Origin of the sequence: Propioniciclava coleopterorum, from assembly GCF_011393335.1 — a bacterium.
GTDB classification, from domain to species: Bacteria; Actinomycetota; Actinomycetes; order Propionibacteriales; family Propionibacteriaceae; genus Propioniciclava; species Propioniciclava coleopterorum.
In genome coordinates, this window is the sequence record NZ_CP049865.1 from 1,802,309 (window position 1) to 1,819,880 (window position 17,572).

The following is a 17,572-nucleotide window of genomic DNA, read 5'->3' on the forward strand; positions in this document are numbered from 1 at the left end:
CTCCTGGGGGGGATGGAGCAGCGTCGGTCCTAGCAAACCACGGATCAGGCCTCGTGGGGCAGGGTGAGGGCGACGACCCAGGAGCCGTCCTGTGGTCCGGAGGCGAAGGATCCCCCGGTCAGGCGTGCCCGCTCCCGGAGCCCGCGCAGGCCCCAGCCCAGGCGCGCGCCGGCGAAACCGGCGGGCAGCGCGCTGCTCACCTGGAGTGTGACGAGCTGGGCGTCGACGGTGATCCGGACGGCGCACCTCGTGCGGGGGGCCGCGTAGGCGACGACGTTCGCCACCGCCTCGCGCAGGGTGCGGCTGAGGGTGCGCTGCACGGTCATCTCGAGCTGGTCGGCCCGGGCCGGCACCTCGATGCTGGGGTCGAACCCGGCCGCCACCAGCGCCTGCTGGGCGGCCGCTGCCGCCTGCGTGGGGGTGAGGTGCTCGGCGAGTTCCCGGATCTCGGTGCCGGACGCGGCGGTGCTGGGGTCGTCGCGCAGCACGTCGACCAGGAGCCGCAGCTCGGTCAGCGCGGCACCGGTCTCGCGCCCGACCGTCGCCAGGACGCGGCGTAGGGCCGCCTCGTCCTCGTTGCCGTCGACGCCCATGAGCTGCAGCGACGCGGTCGAGAGGTGGTGCGACACGACGTCGTGCAGTTCGCGCGACAGCGTCCGACGCTCGTCGGCGCGGATGCGGGCGCTCTCGGCGGCCTCGTGGCCCTCGGCCAGTTCGCGGCGCTCCTGCCGCGCCGACACGTAGCGCATCGCCGCGCCGCACAGCAGGCCGACCGCCAGGTTGAGGCCCAGCGTCGCCGCGACGGGCGTGGCGAACGGGCCGGCGAGCGCGGCCCGCGCGACGACGAAGGCGACCAGCAGCACGGCCACGGAGGCGGCGGTGCGCCGGCCCACCTGCGCCAGCCCGATGGCCGGTACGAGCAGCAGCAGCATGCTTTCCAGGCCGGTGGGGGTCCAGAAGATGGCGGCCGTCAGGGGGATGGCCGCCAGGACGATCCCCAGCCGGGGCCGCCACAGCAGGGTGAGCAGGGCCGCGTAGGAGACGAGGTCCATCACGACCACGAGCGGGGTGTCGGCGAAGGTGAGCGGCGACACCACGGTGAGCCGCAGGTAGTCGATCAGCAGGAAGGCCCCGAGCGCGGTCGCCAGGAGGCGCAGCTGGGTGCCTCCGCTCAGCGCCCGCACGCGGCGAGCGGTGAACACGCCGACCCGCTCGCCGGTGCTGAACGCCGTGGTGGACATCGGGGTCAGCGCCCGCACGCCCGGGGCCACACGATGCAGATCCACATCTGCTTCGGCTCCCGGATCAGGGTCTGCTGCGCGGGTTGGACGGCCGCGAGCGGGCCGAGGACCCCGGCGAGGGCGAGGGCGGTGAGAGCGAGCTTCAACTGGTGCATGACGGCCATCCTTGGCGGGTCGAGGGAGGTGATGTCGCAACACTCTCCCGAACGGCCCCGGCCCCACCAGTTCACCTTCGGTCAGGTCGTCCCGGCGTCCCGGTCTGGCCGTTGGTGAATGGCAACCGGGGCCCGGTGGCTGAAAGATGGGGGCATGGGCTCCTCCACCCCCGCCGCGGTCCGGGTCCTGATCGCCGATGACGACGTCCTGGTGCGCGACGCCTACCGGGCCTTCTTCGCCGCGCGCGGCGAGTTCACGCTGGTGGGGGAGGCGCGCAACGGCACCGAGGCCGTCGAGTGCTACGCCACCCTCGAGCCCGACATCGTGCTGATGGACCTGCAGATGCCCGGGATGTCCGGCATCGAGGCGACCGGCGCGATCTGCGCCAAGCGGCGGGACGCCTGCGTCGTCGCCCTGACCACCTTCGGCACCCGCGAGTACATCGTCGCGGCGCTGCGCGCGGGAGCGTCGGGCTACCTGCTGAAGGACGCGGGCGCCGACAACCTGCTGGCCGGCATGCACCAAGCGCTGCGCGGCGACATGCCGCTGTCCTCGGCCGTTCGCCGGCAGCTGGTGGCGACCGTGACCTCGGAGGAGTCCTCGCCGCGCCCCAGCGCCGACGTCGGGCTGACCCCGCGCGAGCACGAGCTGCTGCAGTGGCTCACCAAGGGCATGACGAACTACCAGATCGCCCGGCAGATGTACGTCTCCGAGGGGTCGGTCAAGCAGTACCTGGCCCACATCGGCGACAAGCTCGGTGTGAAGTCCCGCACCCAGATCCTGGTCCGCGCCATCCAGCTCGGCCTGGTCGATCCCCACCTGGCCGACCCGGACTGAGCGCACGGGCGGGCCGGGTTCACGTTCGGCCAGTGTTGGCCCCCGGCCGTTGTCGGTGCGCCGGCCCTGTGTTTGATTCGTAGCCAGAACGCTCCGACCCCGGGAGCGCCTCCCGAAAAGGAGTCCGACGTGACCCAGATGGAAGCCGGAACGATGACGACCCCCGAAGCGTTCGCCCCCGCGCCGATCGACGCCCGCGGCGTCCGGAAGGCCTACCAGGTGGGCGACGGGTTCAACGAGATCCTGCACGGCATCAGCCTGCAGGTCGCCCCGCAGGAGATGGTCGCGGTGATGGGGCCCTCGGGCTCCGGCAAGTCGACCCTGCTCTACTGCCTCGCGGGGCTGGAGGCGCCCAGCGCCGGCGAGGTGGCCCTGGCGGGCCGGCCGTTGGCCGCGCTGAACCGCACCGACCTGGCGAAGATGCGGCGCGCCGAGGTGGGCTTCGTCTTCCAGTCCTACAACCTCATCCCGACGCTGACGGCCGCCGAGAACGTCGCGCTCCCCGCCACGCTGGCCGGGCGCAGGCCGGACGCCGACCTGATCGCCCGCACCCTCGCCGCGGTCGGGCTGACCGAGCGCGCCGACGCCCGGCCGCCCTCCATGTCGGGCGGCGAGCAGCAGCGCGTCGCGCTGGCCCGGGTGCTGGCGCAGCAGCCGCAGGTGCTGTTCGCGGACGAGCCGACCGGCGCCCTGGACAGCCGCACCGGCGAGATGGTGCTGGCCGAACTCGTCCGGATCGCCCACGAGCCCGGGCGCTGCGCGCTCGTGGTCACCCACGACCCGTTGGTGGCCGCGGCGTGCGATCGGGTGCTGTTCCTGCGCGACGGCCACCTGGTGCGCGAGCTGCGCGGCGGCTCCCCCGCGCGGTGGCCGAGGCGCTCGCCGCGCTCACCTCGGAGGGCTGAGCCGTGCGCACGCTCTACCTCGCGGAGCTCCGCGACTCGTGGACGGCCTGGCTCGGCGTCTGCCTCGCCTTCGTCGTGACCAACCTGTCGTTCGCCAACTCGGCGCTCGTGCAGGCGTCCGGCTGGGCGGCCGTGCGCAAGGGCGAGCTGGACCTCATGGCCAGCGGCGAGTTCACGCTCGTGCCCATCTCCAACTACGTGTTCTCGGGGCTGGTGGGTCTCACCGTGATCGCCACCTCGGCGAGCATGGTGGTGGACGCCCGCCGCGGCAGCCTGGCGCGGCTCGCGCTGGCCGGGGCAACGCCGGCCCAGGTGGTGCGTACGGTGATGCTCCAGCTGCTGGCGGTGTCGCTGGCGGCCGCGGTCATCGCGGACCTCATCGCCGTGGCGACGTTGCAGCCGTGGCTGGCCTTCCTCACCACGGGGCTCGACTCGGGCGAGGTCATCAAGCAGCCGGCCCCCGTGTACGACTTCGGGGCGGTGCTGCTGGCCAACGCGGGCGTCGTGCTGGTCGCGCTCCTGGGCGGCTACGGGCAGGCGCGTCGGGCCGCAGCGGTCCCTCCCGTCGAGGCGTTGCGGCAGGCCGCCGCCCCGCCGCCGCCGCGGATGCGGGTGCTGAGCTGGGTGATGCTCGTGGTCTGCGCGGGCGTCCTGGCGCTGCTGTTCGCGGCGATCATCCCGATCGCCTCGGTGCGCGACAGCGAGACCGTGAGCACGCTGCTGCAGATGTCCCTGGTCGCGCTGGTGCTGTTCGTGGTGATGGTCGCGATCCTGTCGCCGATCCTCATCAGCCCGCTCGCGCGCGGCTGGACGGCGCTGATCCCCACCCGGGCGGCGGTGTGGCAGCTCGCCCGCAAGAACATCTACGTCCGCGGCCCCCGCTTCGCCCGGTCGGTGATCCCCATCATCTTCACGATCGGTTTGATGCTCGGCCTGCTGGCGCTCGGCCCCACGATCTACGCGACCAGCGCGGCCAGCGGCCTGGACGGCGGTCCGATCACCCTGGACAAGGCCGGGATCGGCGCGTTCCTGTCGCTGCTCGGGCCGGCGCTGGCGATCGCGCTGGCCGGCGGCGTGGGCAACCTGTTCATGATGAGCAAGCAGCGCGACGCCGAGCTCGCCCTGCTCGGCATCACCGGCGCCACGCCCGACCAGCGCCGCGTCCTGCCGCTGCTCGAGGCGGTGATCCTCGTGGTGACGGCCGCGATCCCCGCGGTCGCGGCGCTGGGGGTCATGCTGGGCTACCTCGGGCTCAGCTTCACCGCCACCGGGATGGTGCCCGCGTTCGCGGTGCCCGCGATCGCCTGGGCTGTGAGCATCGGAGGGACCGGCCTGATCATGATGGCGGCCACCGTGCTGCCGACGCTCGGCGCGCTGCGCCTGCCCGAGCCGCGCGTGATCGCGCGCCTGGCCGCCGAATAGGACCCGGGCCCTCCTCCGGGTCGCGAGCCCGGCCCCCGTCACGGGGGCCGGGCTCTCGTTCGTCGTCGCCCGGGTTCGCGAGGGTGCCGGCTCTCCTTCGCCGCTCGGCGGTCGCGCGGGGAAACACCTTCGACCAGACGCGCTGGACGAACGGCCAAAGGGGGCGTCCACGCATTGACCGGCCCCCGATGCTGGGTTTTGATGGAGCCAGGAAAAAGAACCAGGAAAGCGGAGATCTCCCTTTCCAGCGACATTCCCTTCACCCCGACCTAGGAGGATTCCATGGGCGTTCGACCGGAGTATTTCATGGCCACGCACCCCGATTCCCCCTTCTACGGCGCGCCGCAGCGCCTCGACGAGATGATGGGCGCCGGCGAGCGCCTCCAGGCGGCCGACCTCCCCGCCGGCTGGTTGCGCCAGACCTTCGGCGTCTGGGAGGGATGGACGCCGCGCGACTGGCGTCCCCGCCTACAGGGCTGGAAGATCCACGTCTCCGCGTCCCTGGCGCACGCCACCACCACGCTGGAGCGCGTGACGTCGATCTGCGTCGAGCGCGAGGTGGCGTTCAAGTTCCTCCCCAACGAGGCGATGCTGGCCGACACCAACGGCAAGCAGGCCGACCGCGGTTCCTCGGGCAAGTTCGTCACGATCTACCCCGGCGACGACACCCAGTTCGCCGAGCTGCTGATCGCCCTGGAGGACGCGCTGGCGGGCCAGGACGGCCCCTACATCCTCAGCGACCTGCGCTACGGCGACGCCCCGGTCTACGTCCGGTACGGCGGCATCATGGCGCTGCACTACCCCGACGAGCGCGACCAGCCGGTCGCGGCGCTCGCCGGGGGCGACACCCTGACGCTGGTCCCCGACGAGCGGCAGCCGAAGTTCACCGTCCCGGCCGGCGTCGAGCTGCCCGCCTGCCTGGTCGCGCCGTACGAGCGCTCCCGGCAGGGCACGCCGTCGCGGCTGCGCGAGTTCAAGGCCGTCTCGGCGCTGCACTTCAGCAACGCGGGCGGGGTCTACCTCGCGACGCTGCCCGACGGCACCCGCCGCGTCCTGCGCGAGGCCCGGCCCCACACCGGCATCGACGGCCGCGGCCGCGACGCCCTCACCCGCCAGCTCGAGGAGGAGCGCGTCCTCACCGACCTGAGCGACCTCCCCGGCGTCCAGCACCTCGTCGGGTCGTTCACCGCCTGGGAGCACCGCTACCTGGAGCTCGACTACGTCGTCGGCCGGACGCTGACCTCCTGGGTCGTGCAGAACAGCCCCTACGACTCCCGCGACGGCGGCGCCAAGCGTGCCGAGTACGGGCGTCGCTGCCGCCGCATCGTCGGCCGGCTCGTGGACACCGTCGCCGCCATCCACGCGCGCGGCTGGTGCATCGGGGACGTGCACCCCGGCAACATCATGGTCACCGACGACGACGACGTGGTCATCCTCGACCTCGAGGACGCCAGCCGCCTGGACGCCGAGCGCACCGTCGGCTTCCGCGTCTTCGAGTTCTGCGCCCCCGAGGAGTTCACCGCCGAGCAGGCCGACTGGTACGCGGTGTCGCGCTCGATCATGCTGCTGTACGAAGCGGACTGGGAGCTCGAGGTGGTCGCGCCCGCCTTCTGGGCCGAGGCCGTCCGCCGGCTGGAGGCCGAGTACGGCGCCGAGGCCCGCGCCCAGCTGGACGCGGTGACCGCCCGGTTCCCGACCCTCGAGCATCACCTGCTGTCCCCGCGGGAGACGGTCGGGCTGTACGCGACGCCGCCGACCGCCGACGAGGCGATCCCCGCGCTGGACGCCGGCGTCGCCTGGTCCCGGGCCTTCTCGGCGCGGAACTCCTACCCGGGCGACCCGACGCAGGCCCGCGACGTCAGCGAGAGCCTCGGCTTCGGGAGGGCCGGCGTGGTGTGGTCGCGGCTGCGCACCGACGCGGCTCAGCACTCCGACGACCTCGACCTCCTCGAGGCCGCGGCTCGCGACTGGTCGCCGGAGGAGATCCCGGGCCTGTACGACGGCCTCGCCGGCCTGGCGCTCACGCTGGCTGACGCGGGTCGCCCCTCGGCCGCCGTCGCCGCCGCCCGGCGCGCGCTGCAGGGCGCCGAGGCCCGGCGCCGGCTCGACCTGTACGGCGGCCAGGTCGGCGTCCTGCTGGCCGGCATCGAGGTGGCGGCCGCGACCGGCGACGAGGAACTGCGCCGCGACGCGCTGGCCGGTCACGAGCGGTTGCACCGGGCCGTGGCGCGGGCCGGGGGACACCTCGACGCGCTCACCCACCGCCGCGGCCTGCACTTCGGGCTCGCCGGGCTGGCGCTGCTGGACCTGTCGGCGCACCTGGCCACCGGCGAGGCGCGGCTGCTCGACCGCGCGATCGACCGGTTGGCCGACGAGGTGGGCGCCTGCTTCGTCACCGCCGACGGCGAGATGATGGTCCGCGACGTCGACAACAACCGGGCCCTGCCCTACATCGAGTGGGGCAGCGCCGGGGTCTGGGCGGTGGTGCAGCTCGCGGAGCGGCTCGCCCGGCAGCGGCTCCTGGACGACGAGCAGCGGGACGCCTTCGCCCGCTCCTGCTCCGCCGACTTCTACGTCTACCCGGGTCTCGACCACGGGCGCTGCGGCACCGCGGTGGTCCTCAGCGGCGCCGGCCCCCGCTACGCGGCGGAGGTGCAGCGGCAGCGCGACCTCGTGCTGGCCACGCTCCTCAAGCGGCTCGACATGGCCTTCGTGGCCGGTGACGGCTACCTGCGGCTGAGCTCCGACCTGGCGACCGGCGCCGCCGGCGTCCGGCTGGGCCTGCACTGCCTGGCCGCGGGCCGGCCGTTCGACTGGCTCCCCCTGGGGCGCGGCACCGCCGACCGGATCGCCGCCCTCCCGCTGCCCGACGCCGCGGGCGTGCCGGTCCCCGACCGGCCCGCGGCCCTGATCCCGGGGGTGGTCGGCCATGGCTGACGCCCTGTCCCTGCAGGACATCGACCTCGTCGAGACGCCTGCGGAGGAGTACCACTCGACCAACAGCGTGTACGCGTGCGTGCTGATGAGTCAGCTCAGCATCGGTTGTTGAGTACGCGCGAGAACTCAAGGAAAGGAGGTGAACACCATGGCTGACGTCCTGAACATGCAGGAGGAGTACCCGGAGGTCCCCCGCGAGGAGAAGGCGTCGAACGTGAGCTGGGGCTTCTGCCGCAACAGCTACCGCTCGTACGCGTTCTGCCTGGTCAAGTGAGGCCGGCGCCCGCCCCGACGCACCCGGAAAGGAGGTGAACCCATGGCCGACATCCTGAGCCTGCAGGAGGCCTACGACCAGACGCCCGACGAGGAGAAGGCGTCCCGCTGGTCGATCGCCGTGTGCCACAAGAGCTACAAGTCCCTGGTCGCCTGTTTCGTCAAGTGACCGCCCGCCCCGTCGACCCGTGAAGGAGGTGAACCCATGGCCGAGATCCTCGATCTCCAGGACGGCGAGCAGGAGACGCCGCGCGAGGAGAAGGCGTCCAACATCAGCCTCCGCTGGTGCCGCAACTCCTACATCTCCGTGGCGCTCTGCTTCGTCAAGCAGTGACCCGCCCCCGACCCATCGAGTTCCCGAAAGGAGGTGACGAACATGGCTGACATCATCGATCTGCAGGCCGGCGACGAGCAGGTTCCCGGCGAGGAGAAGGCGTCGCACGTGTCCTACGCGTTCTGCCGCAACTCCTACAAGAGCCAGGCCTGGTGCTGGAAGTGGTGAGTGATCGCCACCTCGATGGCCGGCTCGGACAGCGCCTATCTGGCTGATCCGACCATCACCGACGACCGCCGTCGTCCCTTTCGGGACGGCGGCGGTTCTCGCGTGCCGGCGTCCCCTGGCGATTCGTCCCGGCTTTCCTAACGAACGGCCAGGACGTTTCTTTTCGCATTGACCGGGGCATTCGTCGGCATTTGGATGAAGGCATCCCCGAAGGGTTCGGGGAAAGGCGAAGGAGACGGAGATGGCTGACGTGATCTCCCTGCAGGGCGAGGGCTGCCAGTCCCCGGACGAGGAGAAGAACTCCCATCTCTCCTACGCCGCCTGCAACAACTCGCGCCAGAGCCAGGCCTGGTGCTGGCGCTGGAGCTGAAGGAGGAGCGATGGCCGACGTGCTGCGGCTGCAGGCCGAGGACGACCGCCCGGCGACGCCGGGGAGGAGAAGGTCTCGAGGCTCAGCTACCTGCAGTGCCACAGGAGCGCGGTGAGCGTCGCCCTGTGCGCGGTGTTCCCCCGCCGCTGACGACAAGTCAGGGAGTCGTCCCGATCGGCGCCTATCCGATCGGAGCAACTCCCTGATCCCCACCAATGGTGCCACGAGAGTGGCCGTTCGTGAATGGACAGCCGGCCCGACCGGCGACAGGAAGGAGCCCCGATGTCCGCATCGACCGCCGGCGCGCAGCGCATCGGTGAGCTGCTGGCCGACCCACCCCGCAGCCCGCTGCGGCGCCTGAACGCCATCCTGGCCTCGGACCGACGGGCGATGCTCGTAGCGTTCGTCGGCACCATCGTGGCGTCGCTGGCCTCCCTGGCCCAGCCGGCGCTCACCGGCGCCATGGTCGCCGCGCTGCAGCAGATGGACCTGCAGCTGCTCGCGCGGATCGGCGGTGTCCTGGTCGGGGTCGCGGTCCTGGGGTCGCTGCTGTCGGCCGGGGTCAACCTGGTCGTCGCCTACGCCGGCAACCGGCTCGTAAGGCACTTCCGCGACGAGTCGGCCGCCATCGCCTTGAAGGTGCCGGCGGAGAAACTGGTCGAGCACCCCACCGCCGACCTGGTGGCCCGCTGCTCGATCGACTCGGAGAAGATGGGCGACGTCTTCACCCGCGGCCCCATCCAGGCGCTCGGCAGCCTCGTGCTGGTCGGCGGCTCGCTGGTCCAGATGCTGCTCATCGACCCGGTGCTCACCGGGTCGGCCGTCGGGTTGTGCGTGCTGGCGCTGGTGGTCATCGTGATCGCCTCGCAGCGGCTCACGGGCATCTCGTTCGAGCGCCAGGAGGCCCAGGGCGCCTACGTCGCCGAGGTGACCCGCGCCCTGGACGCCGTCCTGACCATCCGCGCGTTCGTGGCGAACCGGTTCGCGATCGGACGCCTCGCGTCCACCAGCCAGCGCCTGCAGGACGCGTCCAACCGCACCGCCCGCGCCCAGGCCTTCATGGAGCCGCTGGTCTCGGGCCTGATCCAGGCCACCATGCTGGCCATCGTCCTCATCGCGTTCGTGCGGGTGCAGTCGGGCGCGCTGCCGGTGGACGCCCTGGTGGCGTTCTTCCTCTACACGATGATGCTCGTCGGGCCGATCGCGGGCGCCACCGAGACCGTCATGCTGATGGCCGAGACGCTGGGCGCGCTCAAGCGTCTCGTCGAGCTGCGGCTGGTCACCGAGCGGACGCCGCGCGTCACGCTGGAGCTGCGCGAGCGCCTGGAGCACGAGACGCTCGAGGAGTACGGCAACCGGCCCCGGGCCGACCCCGACGTGCTGGAGGGCGAGATCAGCTTCCGCAACGTCTCGGTCACCTACGCCGGCGCCGGCGAGGGGGCCGGCGGGCGCGAGCACGCGCTGAGCGACGTCTCGTTCGACGTCCCGCGGGGCTCCTGGGTGGCGCTCACCGGCACGTCGGGCTCGGGCAAGTCCACCATCCTGTCCCTGATGGAGCGGTTCCTGGTGCCCAGCCGGGGGCTCATCCTGGTCGACGGGATCCCCCTGGAGGACCGCGACGAGGACGTCTACCGCAGCCAGGTGGGCTACATCGAGCAGGCCTGCCCGCTGTTCGCCGGCACGGTGCGCGACAACCTCCTGCTCGGCCTCGACGGCATCGACGACGCGGAGTGCTGGGAGATGCTCGGACGCGTCGGGCTGGGCGGCGTCATCGGCGAACGCCCCGAGGGCCTGGACGCCCCGGTCGGCGAGTCGGCCTACGCCTTCTCCGGCGGGGAGCGGCAGCGCCTGGCCATCGCCCGGACCCTGCTGCGGCGTCCGCGCCTGCTGCTGCTGGACGAGATCACCTCGGGTCTGGACGTGCTCAACCGCACCCAGATCATGGGGCTGATCCACTCCACGATGGGCGGCATCACCACGCTGGCGGCGGGGCACGGGCGGTTCGCCACCCAGGGCGCCGACCGGGTCCTCGTGCTGGACCGCGGCCGGCTCGTGGAGGACGGCGAACCCGACGCCGTCGCGGCCCGCTCGGCCCTCTTCCGCTCCCTGATCGCGCAGTAGGGGCCGGCGATGAGCGAGTACGGCTGGGTCGACGACCTCGACGCCGACGCCTTGGTGGCCGAGCTGCGCCGCCACGGCGTCGAGCTGGACGGCGACCCCTCCCATGCCGACCCGGGCGCCGACCTGGACCCCGAGGACCTCTACCAGCTGATCCCGCTGGGGCGGACCTGGCTGCGGCTCGACCCCGACTCGGCCGGCCGGATCTGGGGGTCCTTCATCCCGGACGCCGCCCACCCGGCCGTCACCGACGGACGCCCCCCGATGCGGCTCGACGACGACGCCGCCGACCTCGACGGCTGGATGACGGCGCGCGCCGACATCGACGGCTCGGGCCGCCGCTGGGTCAGCGTGATGCGCCGACCCGAGCGGGAGGCGTACGTGGCCCTGCTGTACGACGCCGGCCCCGAGCGCCCTTCCCGGCTGCTGACCGTGCCGGGCGTCTACCCCGACATCACGCTGCTCGACGACGGCGACCGGCTCGCGTTCGTCGAGCCGGACCGCGAGGTGCGCGGCGGGCAGCGCGCGGTCGTCGCCCGGACCGACGCCGCCGAGTACGAGAGCTCGCGCACGGTCATCTCGTCCTCGCCGACCGGGGGCATCGGCATCCGGCCGTGCTCGGTGCGGCGGTTCTTCAAGCTGAGCCGCGGCGTCCGGTCGCAGCGGGTGTGGGACCTGGTCGACGTCCGGACGCCCACGCCGCGGCCCGTCCCGGTGCCGGGCGCGCCGGGCGAGCCGCACCTGTTCGACGTGGCCCTGCTGCACGGCGCGCCGGTGCTGATCCAGATCCTCAACGGCGACGGCGCCTGGACGCTGCAGGCGACCGAGCTCGTGGACGGCGAGCCGCGCCACTCCTGGGTCTGCGCGACGGGCGTGGGCCGCGCCCGCGAGGTCACCTCCGGCACCGAGTACGCCGTGGTGCGGGTCTCCCGCGACGGCGAGGAGACCCTGCACCGGATCGGCATCGCGGGCTTCTCCTCCGGGGTCGAGCCGCTGCTCCGCGCCCCCGGGCTGCTCGACCTGTCCGCCAACCAGGTCACCCCGTCCATCGGGTTCGCCGCCCTGGAGATGAGCGGCGGCATCCCGCCGTTCGAGTGGTACTTCGACAACGCCGGCGCCGTCCGCAACGACCCCGCGCGCGTCGAGCGCCGGGCCGCCGGGCTGGCGCGGGCCGCGCGCGAGACGTTCCACTCCGACGACGGCTACCCGGTCGATCTGGACGTCCGGTGGCCGGCACGGGCGGGGGAGGCCTTCACCGGGCCGGTGCTGCTCATGGTCTACGGCGCCTACGGCCTCGACCTCGACCTCGACAGCGATCCCGACCTGAGCCGCTGGCTGGACGCCGGGTTCGCCGTCGCCACCCCGCACGTGCGCGGCGGCGGCCCGGAGCGGCGCCACCTGGCCGGGACGCGCGCCAACCGCGACCGCTCCCTGGCCGACACCGTCGCCGCCATCGGGCACCTGCGCCGCGGCGACGGGGCGCTCACGGCGTCCGAACTGGTCGTGCTGGGCGCCTCGGCCGGCGGCTTCCTGGCGGCGACCACGCTGAACACCTGTCCCGGCGACGTGGACGCCTGCGTGATCGTCAACGGCTTCGTCGACCCGCTCACGAGCCTCCTGCGCGAGGACACCACCACCCGCGCCAGCGACCAGGACGAGTGGGGCGACCCGCGCGGCAACCCCAACGACCTCGCGACGCTGCGCGCGATCTCGCCCGTGGACAACCTGGCGGCCGCCTCGGGGGCCGAGGCCCTCGTCGTCGTGGCCGCCTGCGACGTGCGCGTCAACCCGCGGCAGGGCCTGAAGTGGTTCCTGCGCTACCGCGGCCTCGGCGGCCCGGCGACGCTCTGGTACGACCCGCAGGGCGCCCACGACTGCTGGGGCGCGGGCATGTCCCGCTCCGCGCTCGTCGACTGGGTGACCGCAGCCCTGGCCCGCCGTCGGCGCGACCGCGCCGCCTGACCCCGCCGATCGGAAGGAACCATCATGACGAAGACCACCCGCCGCCGGCGCTGGGCCGGCGCGATCGCGGCCGTCCTGGCGCTCGGGCTGGCCCCGCTCGCAGCCCCGGCCGCCGCGGCGTCCGGGCCGGACGTCACCTCGGCGCTCGAGCGCCGCCGCGTCGACACGGTGCCCACCCCGGCGCTGGACTGGCGACCGTGTGAGTGGGGGGAGTGCGCGCGGGTGCGGCTGCCGCTGGACTACGACCAGCCCCGCGGGGCGAGCGTCGAGGTCGCGCTGACCCGGATCCCGGCGCGCCGCCCCGACCTGCGGATCGGCAGCCTGTTCCTCAACCCGGGTGGGCCCGGCATGTCGGGAACCCAGTTCCCGCAGCGCGCGCTCGCGTGGCTGGGCGACGACGTCCAGGACCGGTTCGACCTGATCGGCATGGACCCGCGCGGGACCAACGACAGCACCACGAGCCGGTGCTTCCGCTCGCCGGAGCGGCTGGACGCCGTCACGGGCGTCCTCACCGGCATGGGCTTCCCGGTCACCGACACCGAGGAGCGCGACTTCATCCGCGGCGCCCGCGCCGTCGCCACCTCCTGCTCCGGGCCCGGTCGTCAGATGGCCTCGGCGATGTCGACGGCGCAGGTGGCCCGCGACATGGACGTCCTGCGCCGGGCGGTCGGCGACCGGAAGCTGTCCTTCCTGGGCTTCTCCTACGGCACCTACCTGGGGCAGGTCTACGCCAACCTGTTCCCCGACCGGGTGCGCGCGCTGGTGATCGACGGCGTGGTGGATCCGACCGCCTGGGTCGGGTCGGCGCGGACGGCCGGCACGCCGATCTCGGTGCGCATGAACTCCGCCCCGGCGAGCTGGGCGGCGCTGGACGAGACGCTGCGGCGCTGCGCGGCGTCCGGTGCATGCCCGATCGCCGACCCGCACGCGACCCTGGCGCGCGTCACCGACGCGCTGAAGCGGCAGCCGCTCACCATCGACGACCCCGAGAACGGGCCGTGGGAGCTCACCTACCAGCAGTTCGTCTCGACGCTGCTCTACAGCCTGTACGGCGAGGCCGGCCCCGAGGAGATCCCGGGCCTGATCGCGATGGTGGACGCGATGCAGCAGCCGGAGCCGGCCGGCCGCGCCGCGCGCGGCGCCGGGCCGGCGCGGGAGTACGGCGCCGCCACCCGGCGCGCCGTCCAGCACGCGCGCGGCTACGACAACTCCCTCGAGCAGGTGCCGATCGTGATGTGCAGCGACAGCCGCAACCCGCGTCGCGCCGACGCCTGGGAGCGGCTCGCCGACCGCGAGGACGCCCGCGCCCCGTACTTCGGACGCCACTGGCTGTGGGGGTCGGTCTACTGCGCCCAGCAGCACTGGCGGGCCACCGACGAGGACGCCTACGCGGGCCCCTTCACGAAGGTGACGTCAGCGCCCGTGCTGGTGATCGGGAACGAGCATGATCCGGCCACCTCGTACGCCTCGGCCGTCGCGGTCTCGCGGCTGATCCCGCGCAGCCGCCTGCTGAGCAGCAACAACTGGGGCCACACCGCCTACGGCGTCTCCGCGTGCGCGACCGCCCACGCCGACCGCTACCTGGTGGCCGGGACGCTGCCGCCCGCCGGCACACGCTGCACCGACGGGGCGCAGCCCTTCGGCTGAGCGGCCCAGGGGATCACTTCCGGGGGGTCTGGGCGACCTCGAAGTCGAACACGAACGTGCCGTCGGGCGTGACGTGGGTGATGGTCACCGCCACGTCGTAGACGTCGCTGCCGTCGGTCAGTGAGCACGGCAGCGTGTCGCCGGGGGCGATCCACACGGGTTCGCTGCCGCAGTCGACCTTCGGGCGCCGACCCACCTGCTTCTCCAGCTCGTTCTCGACCGACGTGGCGATCCCCTCGGGCCGGGACTGCATCCTGCCCTCGGCGTTCATCGTGGGCGTCGGCGTCGGGGTGGCGGACGGGGCCGGGGAGGACGGGACGGGCGCCGACGGCTTCGCGGCGGGCGACGTCGGCGCGCCCGTGACCGGTGCGGTCGTGGTGGGGGCTGAGGGGAACGCCGAGAGCACCGAGCAGCCGCTCGCCCCCAGGGCCGAGACGAGCAGGAGGCCGACGGCGGCGAGTCGCGAGCGCTTCACGGGGTTTCCTTCGGGTTGGGGGCGGGGAGACGCCGCGGGCCGCCCGGGGGACGGGCCCGCGGCGCCCGGTCACAGGACCGGGGAGGTGTGCCAGATGCGCTGGATGTAGTCGCGCATCGAGCGGTCGGAGCTGAAGTAGCCGGTCCGGGCCACGTTCAGGATCGCCGAGCGCGTCCACGCGTCGGTGTCGGCGTACTTCTTCTCGACCTCGGCCTGCGCCGAGACGTAGGAGTCGAAGTCGGCCAGGGCCATGAACCGGTCGGAGTTGAGCAGGCTCTCGGCGAACTGGGCGAACATGTGGGTATCGCCGTCGGCGAAGTAGCCCGACAGGATCAGGTCCAGGGCGGCCTTCAGCTGCGGGTTCTTCGCGTAGTACTCGCTGGGGTGGTAACCCTTGGCGCCCAGCTCGGCGACCTGCGGCTCGTTCATGCCGAACAGGAAGAAGTGCTTGTCACCCACCAGTTCGCGGATCTCGACGTTGGCGCCGTCGTCCGTGCCGATCGTGAGCGCGCCGTTGAGGGCGAACTTCATGTTGCCGGTGCCGGACGCCTCCATGCCGGCCAGCGAGATCTGCTCGGACAGGTCGGCGGCGGGGATCAGCTTCTCGGCCAGGGTGACGTTGTAGTTGGCCGGGAAGGCGACCTTGAGGCGCCCCTCGAGCCGCTCGTCGTTGTTGACCTTCTCCGCCACCTTGTTGATGAGGTGGATGGTCTCCTTGGCCATCTTGTAGCCCGGCGCGGCCTTGGCGCCGAAGACCACCGTGCGCGGCGTCACGTCGGACGCGGCGAGCTTGCCCGAGAGGACCTGCTCGTACAGCGACACGATGTGCAGCAGCTTCAGGGACTGGCGCTTGTACTCGTGCAGCCGCTTGACCATCACGTCGAGCAGGTGGCCCTCCGGCAGTTCGATGCCGTCGCGGGTCTTCAGCAGGTCGGTGAGGCGCGTCTTGTTCCACTGCTTGATCTCGCGGAACTTCGCGCGGAAGTCGGCGTCGTCGGCGTAGGGCTCCATCTCCTTGAGCCGCTCCAACTGGGTGACCCAGCCCGACCCGATGGTGTCGGTGATGAGCTCGGACAGCTTCGGGTTCGCCATCCGCACGAAGCGGCGCGGCGTCACGCCGTTGGTCACGTTGGTGAACTTGTCGGGCATCATCTGGGAGAAGTCCGGCAGCACCTTGTCGCGCAGCAGCTGGCTGTGCAGCTCGGCCACGCCGTTGACCTTCGTCGCGGCCACGGTGGCCAGGTAGGCCATCCGGACGCCGCGCTCGGGCAGCTCGGCGATGATCGACATGCGGCGGGCGCGCAGCTCGTCGCCGGGGTACTCCTCGCGCACGCGGGCGAGGAACTCCTCGTTGATCTGGTAGATGATCTCGAGGTGCCGCGGCAGCAGGCGGCCGAGCAGGTCGGTGGACCACACCTCGAGGGCCTCGGGCAGCAGCGTGTGGCAGGTGTAGGCGAAGCACGAGGTGGTGACGTCCCACGCCTCGTCCCAGGTGAAGCCCTTCTCGTCGATCAGGATGCGCATCAGCTCCGGCACCGCGATCACGGGGTGGGTGTCGTTGAGCTGGAAGTGGATCCGCTCGGCGAGCCGGTGCAGGTCGAAGCCCTCCTCCAGCTCGCGGTCGATGAAGTCGTGCAGCGAGGCGGCGACGAAGAAGTACTGCTGCTGCAGGCGGAGCTCCTTGCCCTGCGGCGTCGAGTCCTCGGGTAGAGCACCTTGGAGATGTTCTCGGCGAACGTCTGGGCGCGGACGGCCTGGGCGTAGTCGCCGGCGTTGAAGATCTGCAGGTCGAACGCCTGCGTGGCCTGGGCGCTCCACAGGCGCAGCGTGTTCACGCGGCCGTTGAGGTAGCCGGGGACCATGTAGTTGTACGGCACGGCGAGCACGTTCCAGGACGGCACCCACACCGACGTCTCGACGCCGTCGACGACCTTCTTCTCGGTGTGGCCGCCGAAGTCGACCTGCACGGACGCCTCGGGGTGCCGGAACTCCCACGGCGAGCCCAGCTGCAGCCAGGTGTCGGGCTGCTCGACCTGGCGGCCGTCGACGAACGTCTGGCGGAAGATGCCGTACTCGTAGCGGATGCCGTAGCCGATGCAGGGCACGTTCATGGTGGCCAGCGAGTCGATGAAGCACGCGGCCAGGCGGCCCAGGCCACCGTTGCCGAGGCCGGGCTCGACCTCCTGGTTGCGCAGCGTCGCGAGGTCGATGCCGCACAGGGCCAGGCCCTTCTCGGCGATCTCGGTCAGGTCGGACGCCAGCAGCGCGTTGCCGAGCTGGCGGCCCAGCAGGTACTCCGCCGACAGGTAGCCGACGACCTTGGACTGGGTCTCGCGGTTCTTGCCGCCGGTCTCGAGCCAGCGCGCCATCAGGTAGTTCTTCACCGTGCTCGCCAGGGCCAGGTACTGGTCGTTGACGCTCGAGCGCGACAGGGCCACGCCCTGGTTGGTGTTCAGTTCGTGCAGGAACTCCTGGACGAAACCGTCCACCGAGTGCGGCGGGGACGAGACGGGGGCCGTCGCACGCGGGTGCGTGGGCGTCGAGGTCGGGCCGAACACCCGGTGCTCCACGGACGCGGGCGCGTCGGCGGTCGGCTGGTGATCGAGCGGCTGCGCAGTTTCAGGCATGGTCCCCAGAGTAGGGCCGGATCTCAAGGCGGGTGAACGGGTCCAGCGCAACGGCGTCGTCGGGCGACCGGGGGCGGGCCCGGGCTCGGATCTGTCCGGG

General features: G+C 72.4%; 15 protein-coding genes and 1 pseudogene. 12 read left to right on the forward strand and 4 right to left on the reverse strand.

Features of this window, described 5'->3' with window-relative positions; translation table 11 throughout:
• Positions 1-44: 44 nt before the first annotated feature.
• Both G7070_RS08655 and G7070_RS08660 read right to left on the reverse strand, forming a co-directional pair.
• Positions 45-1,241, reverse strand: coding sequence for a sensor histidine kinase (locus tag G7070_RS08655; protein ID WP_166233406.1), 1,197 nt, complete (start codon positions 1,239-1,241; stop codon positions 45-47).
• Between the two features lie 5 nt (positions 1,242-1,246).
• Positions 1,247-1,396, reverse strand: a complete 150-nt coding sequence (locus G7070_RS08660) for a hypothetical protein (RefSeq protein WP_166233407.1) — start codon at positions 1,394-1,396, stop codon at positions 1,247-1,249.
• A 154-nt stretch (positions 1,397-1,550) separates the two neighbouring features.
• On the opposite strand from G7070_RS08660, the gene G7070_RS08665 reads away from it, so the two are divergent.
• From G7070_RS08665 to G7070_RS08700, 12 genes are all read left to right on the forward strand, one after another.
• On the forward strand, positions 1,551-2,234 hold the full coding sequence (locus G7070_RS08665) for a response regulator (protein WP_166233408.1): 684 nt from the start codon (positions 1,551-1,553) through the stop codon (positions 2,232-2,234).
• A 138-nt stretch (positions 2,235-2,372) separates the two neighbouring features.
• On the forward strand, positions 2,373-3,218 hold the full coding sequence (locus tag G7070_RS08670) for an ABC transporter ATP-binding protein (RefSeq protein ID WP_166235119.1): 846 nt from the start codon (positions 2,373-2,375) through the stop codon (positions 3,216-3,218).
• Positions 3,143-4,561: an FtsX-like permease family protein gene (locus G7070_RS08675; RefSeq protein WP_166233409.1), complete on the forward strand. Its 1,419-nt coding sequence runs from the start codon at positions 3,143-3,145 to the stop codon at positions 4,559-4,561. The genes G7070_RS08670 and G7070_RS08675 overlap by 76 nt, the downstream gene beginning before the upstream one ends.
• Positions 4,562-4,843: 282 nt before the next feature.
• On the forward strand, positions 4,844-7,498 hold the full coding sequence (lanKC, locus tag G7070_RS08680) for a class III lanthionine synthetase LanKC (RefSeq protein WP_166233410.1): 2,655 nt from the start codon (positions 4,844-4,846) through the stop codon (positions 7,496-7,498).
• Positions 7,499-7,646: 148 nt separating this feature from the next.
• Positions 7,647-7,772, forward strand: coding sequence for a hypothetical protein (locus G7070_RS19415; RefSeq protein WP_284690960.1), 126 nt, complete (start codon positions 7,647-7,649; stop codon positions 7,770-7,772).
• A 42-nt stretch (positions 7,773-7,814) separates the two neighbouring features.
• The gene (locus G7070_RS19420; RefSeq protein ID WP_284690961.1) at positions 7,815-7,940 is read left to right on the forward strand and encodes a hypothetical protein; all 126 of its coding nucleotides are present in this window, start codon (positions 7,815-7,817) and stop codon (positions 7,938-7,940) included.
• A 36-nt stretch (positions 7,941-7,976) separates the two neighbouring features.
• On the forward strand, positions 7,977-8,105 hold the full coding sequence (locus G7070_RS08685) for a SapB/AmfS family lanthipeptide (protein WP_166233411.1): 129 nt from the start codon (positions 7,977-7,979) through the stop codon (positions 8,103-8,105).
• A 42-nt stretch (positions 8,106-8,147) separates the two neighbouring features.
• Positions 8,148-8,273 (forward strand): hypothetical protein, encoded by a 126-nt coding sequence (locus G7070_RS19425; RefSeq protein WP_284690962.1) that lies wholly within the window; start codon positions 8,148-8,150, stop codon positions 8,271-8,273.
• A gap of 241 nt (positions 8,274-8,514) precedes the next feature.
• The gene (locus G7070_RS19430) at positions 8,515-8,643 is read left to right on the forward strand and encodes a hypothetical protein (RefSeq protein ID WP_284690963.1); all 129 of its coding nucleotides are present in this window, start codon (positions 8,515-8,517) and stop codon (positions 8,641-8,643) included.
• Positions 8,644-8,925: 282 nt separating this feature from the next.
• Positions 8,926-10,764 carry an ABC transporter ATP-binding protein gene (locus G7070_RS08690; RefSeq protein ID WP_166233412.1) on the forward strand — a complete coding sequence of 613 codons (1,839 nt, stop codon included), beginning with the start codon at positions 8,926-8,928 and terminating at the stop codon, positions 10,762-10,764.
• 9 nt (positions 10,765-10,773) lie between these two features.
• Entirely contained in the window at positions 10,774-12,723 is a 1,950-nt protein-coding gene (locus G7070_RS08695) for an alpha/beta fold hydrolase (RefSeq protein WP_166233413.1), read from the forward strand.
• A gap of 24 nt (positions 12,724-12,747) precedes the next feature.
• On the forward strand, positions 12,748-14,370 hold the full coding sequence (locus G7070_RS08700) for an alpha/beta hydrolase (RefSeq protein ID WP_166233414.1): 1,623 nt from the start codon (positions 12,748-12,750) through the stop codon (positions 14,368-14,370).
• Positions 14,371-14,383: 13 nt separating this feature from the next.
• Here the strand turns inward: G7070_RS08700 and G7070_RS08705 are convergent, their stop codons facing one another.
• A complete protein-coding gene (locus G7070_RS08705; RefSeq protein ID WP_166233415.1) occupies positions 14,384-14,845 on the reverse strand; it encodes a hypothetical protein in 462 nt (153 codons plus the stop codon).
• A gap of 69 nt (positions 14,846-14,914) precedes the next feature.
• A pseudogene (locus tag G7070_RS08710) lies at positions 14,915-17,472 on the reverse strand (glycogen/starch/alpha-glucan phosphorylase).
• Positions 17,473-17,572 lie beyond the last annotated feature (100 nt).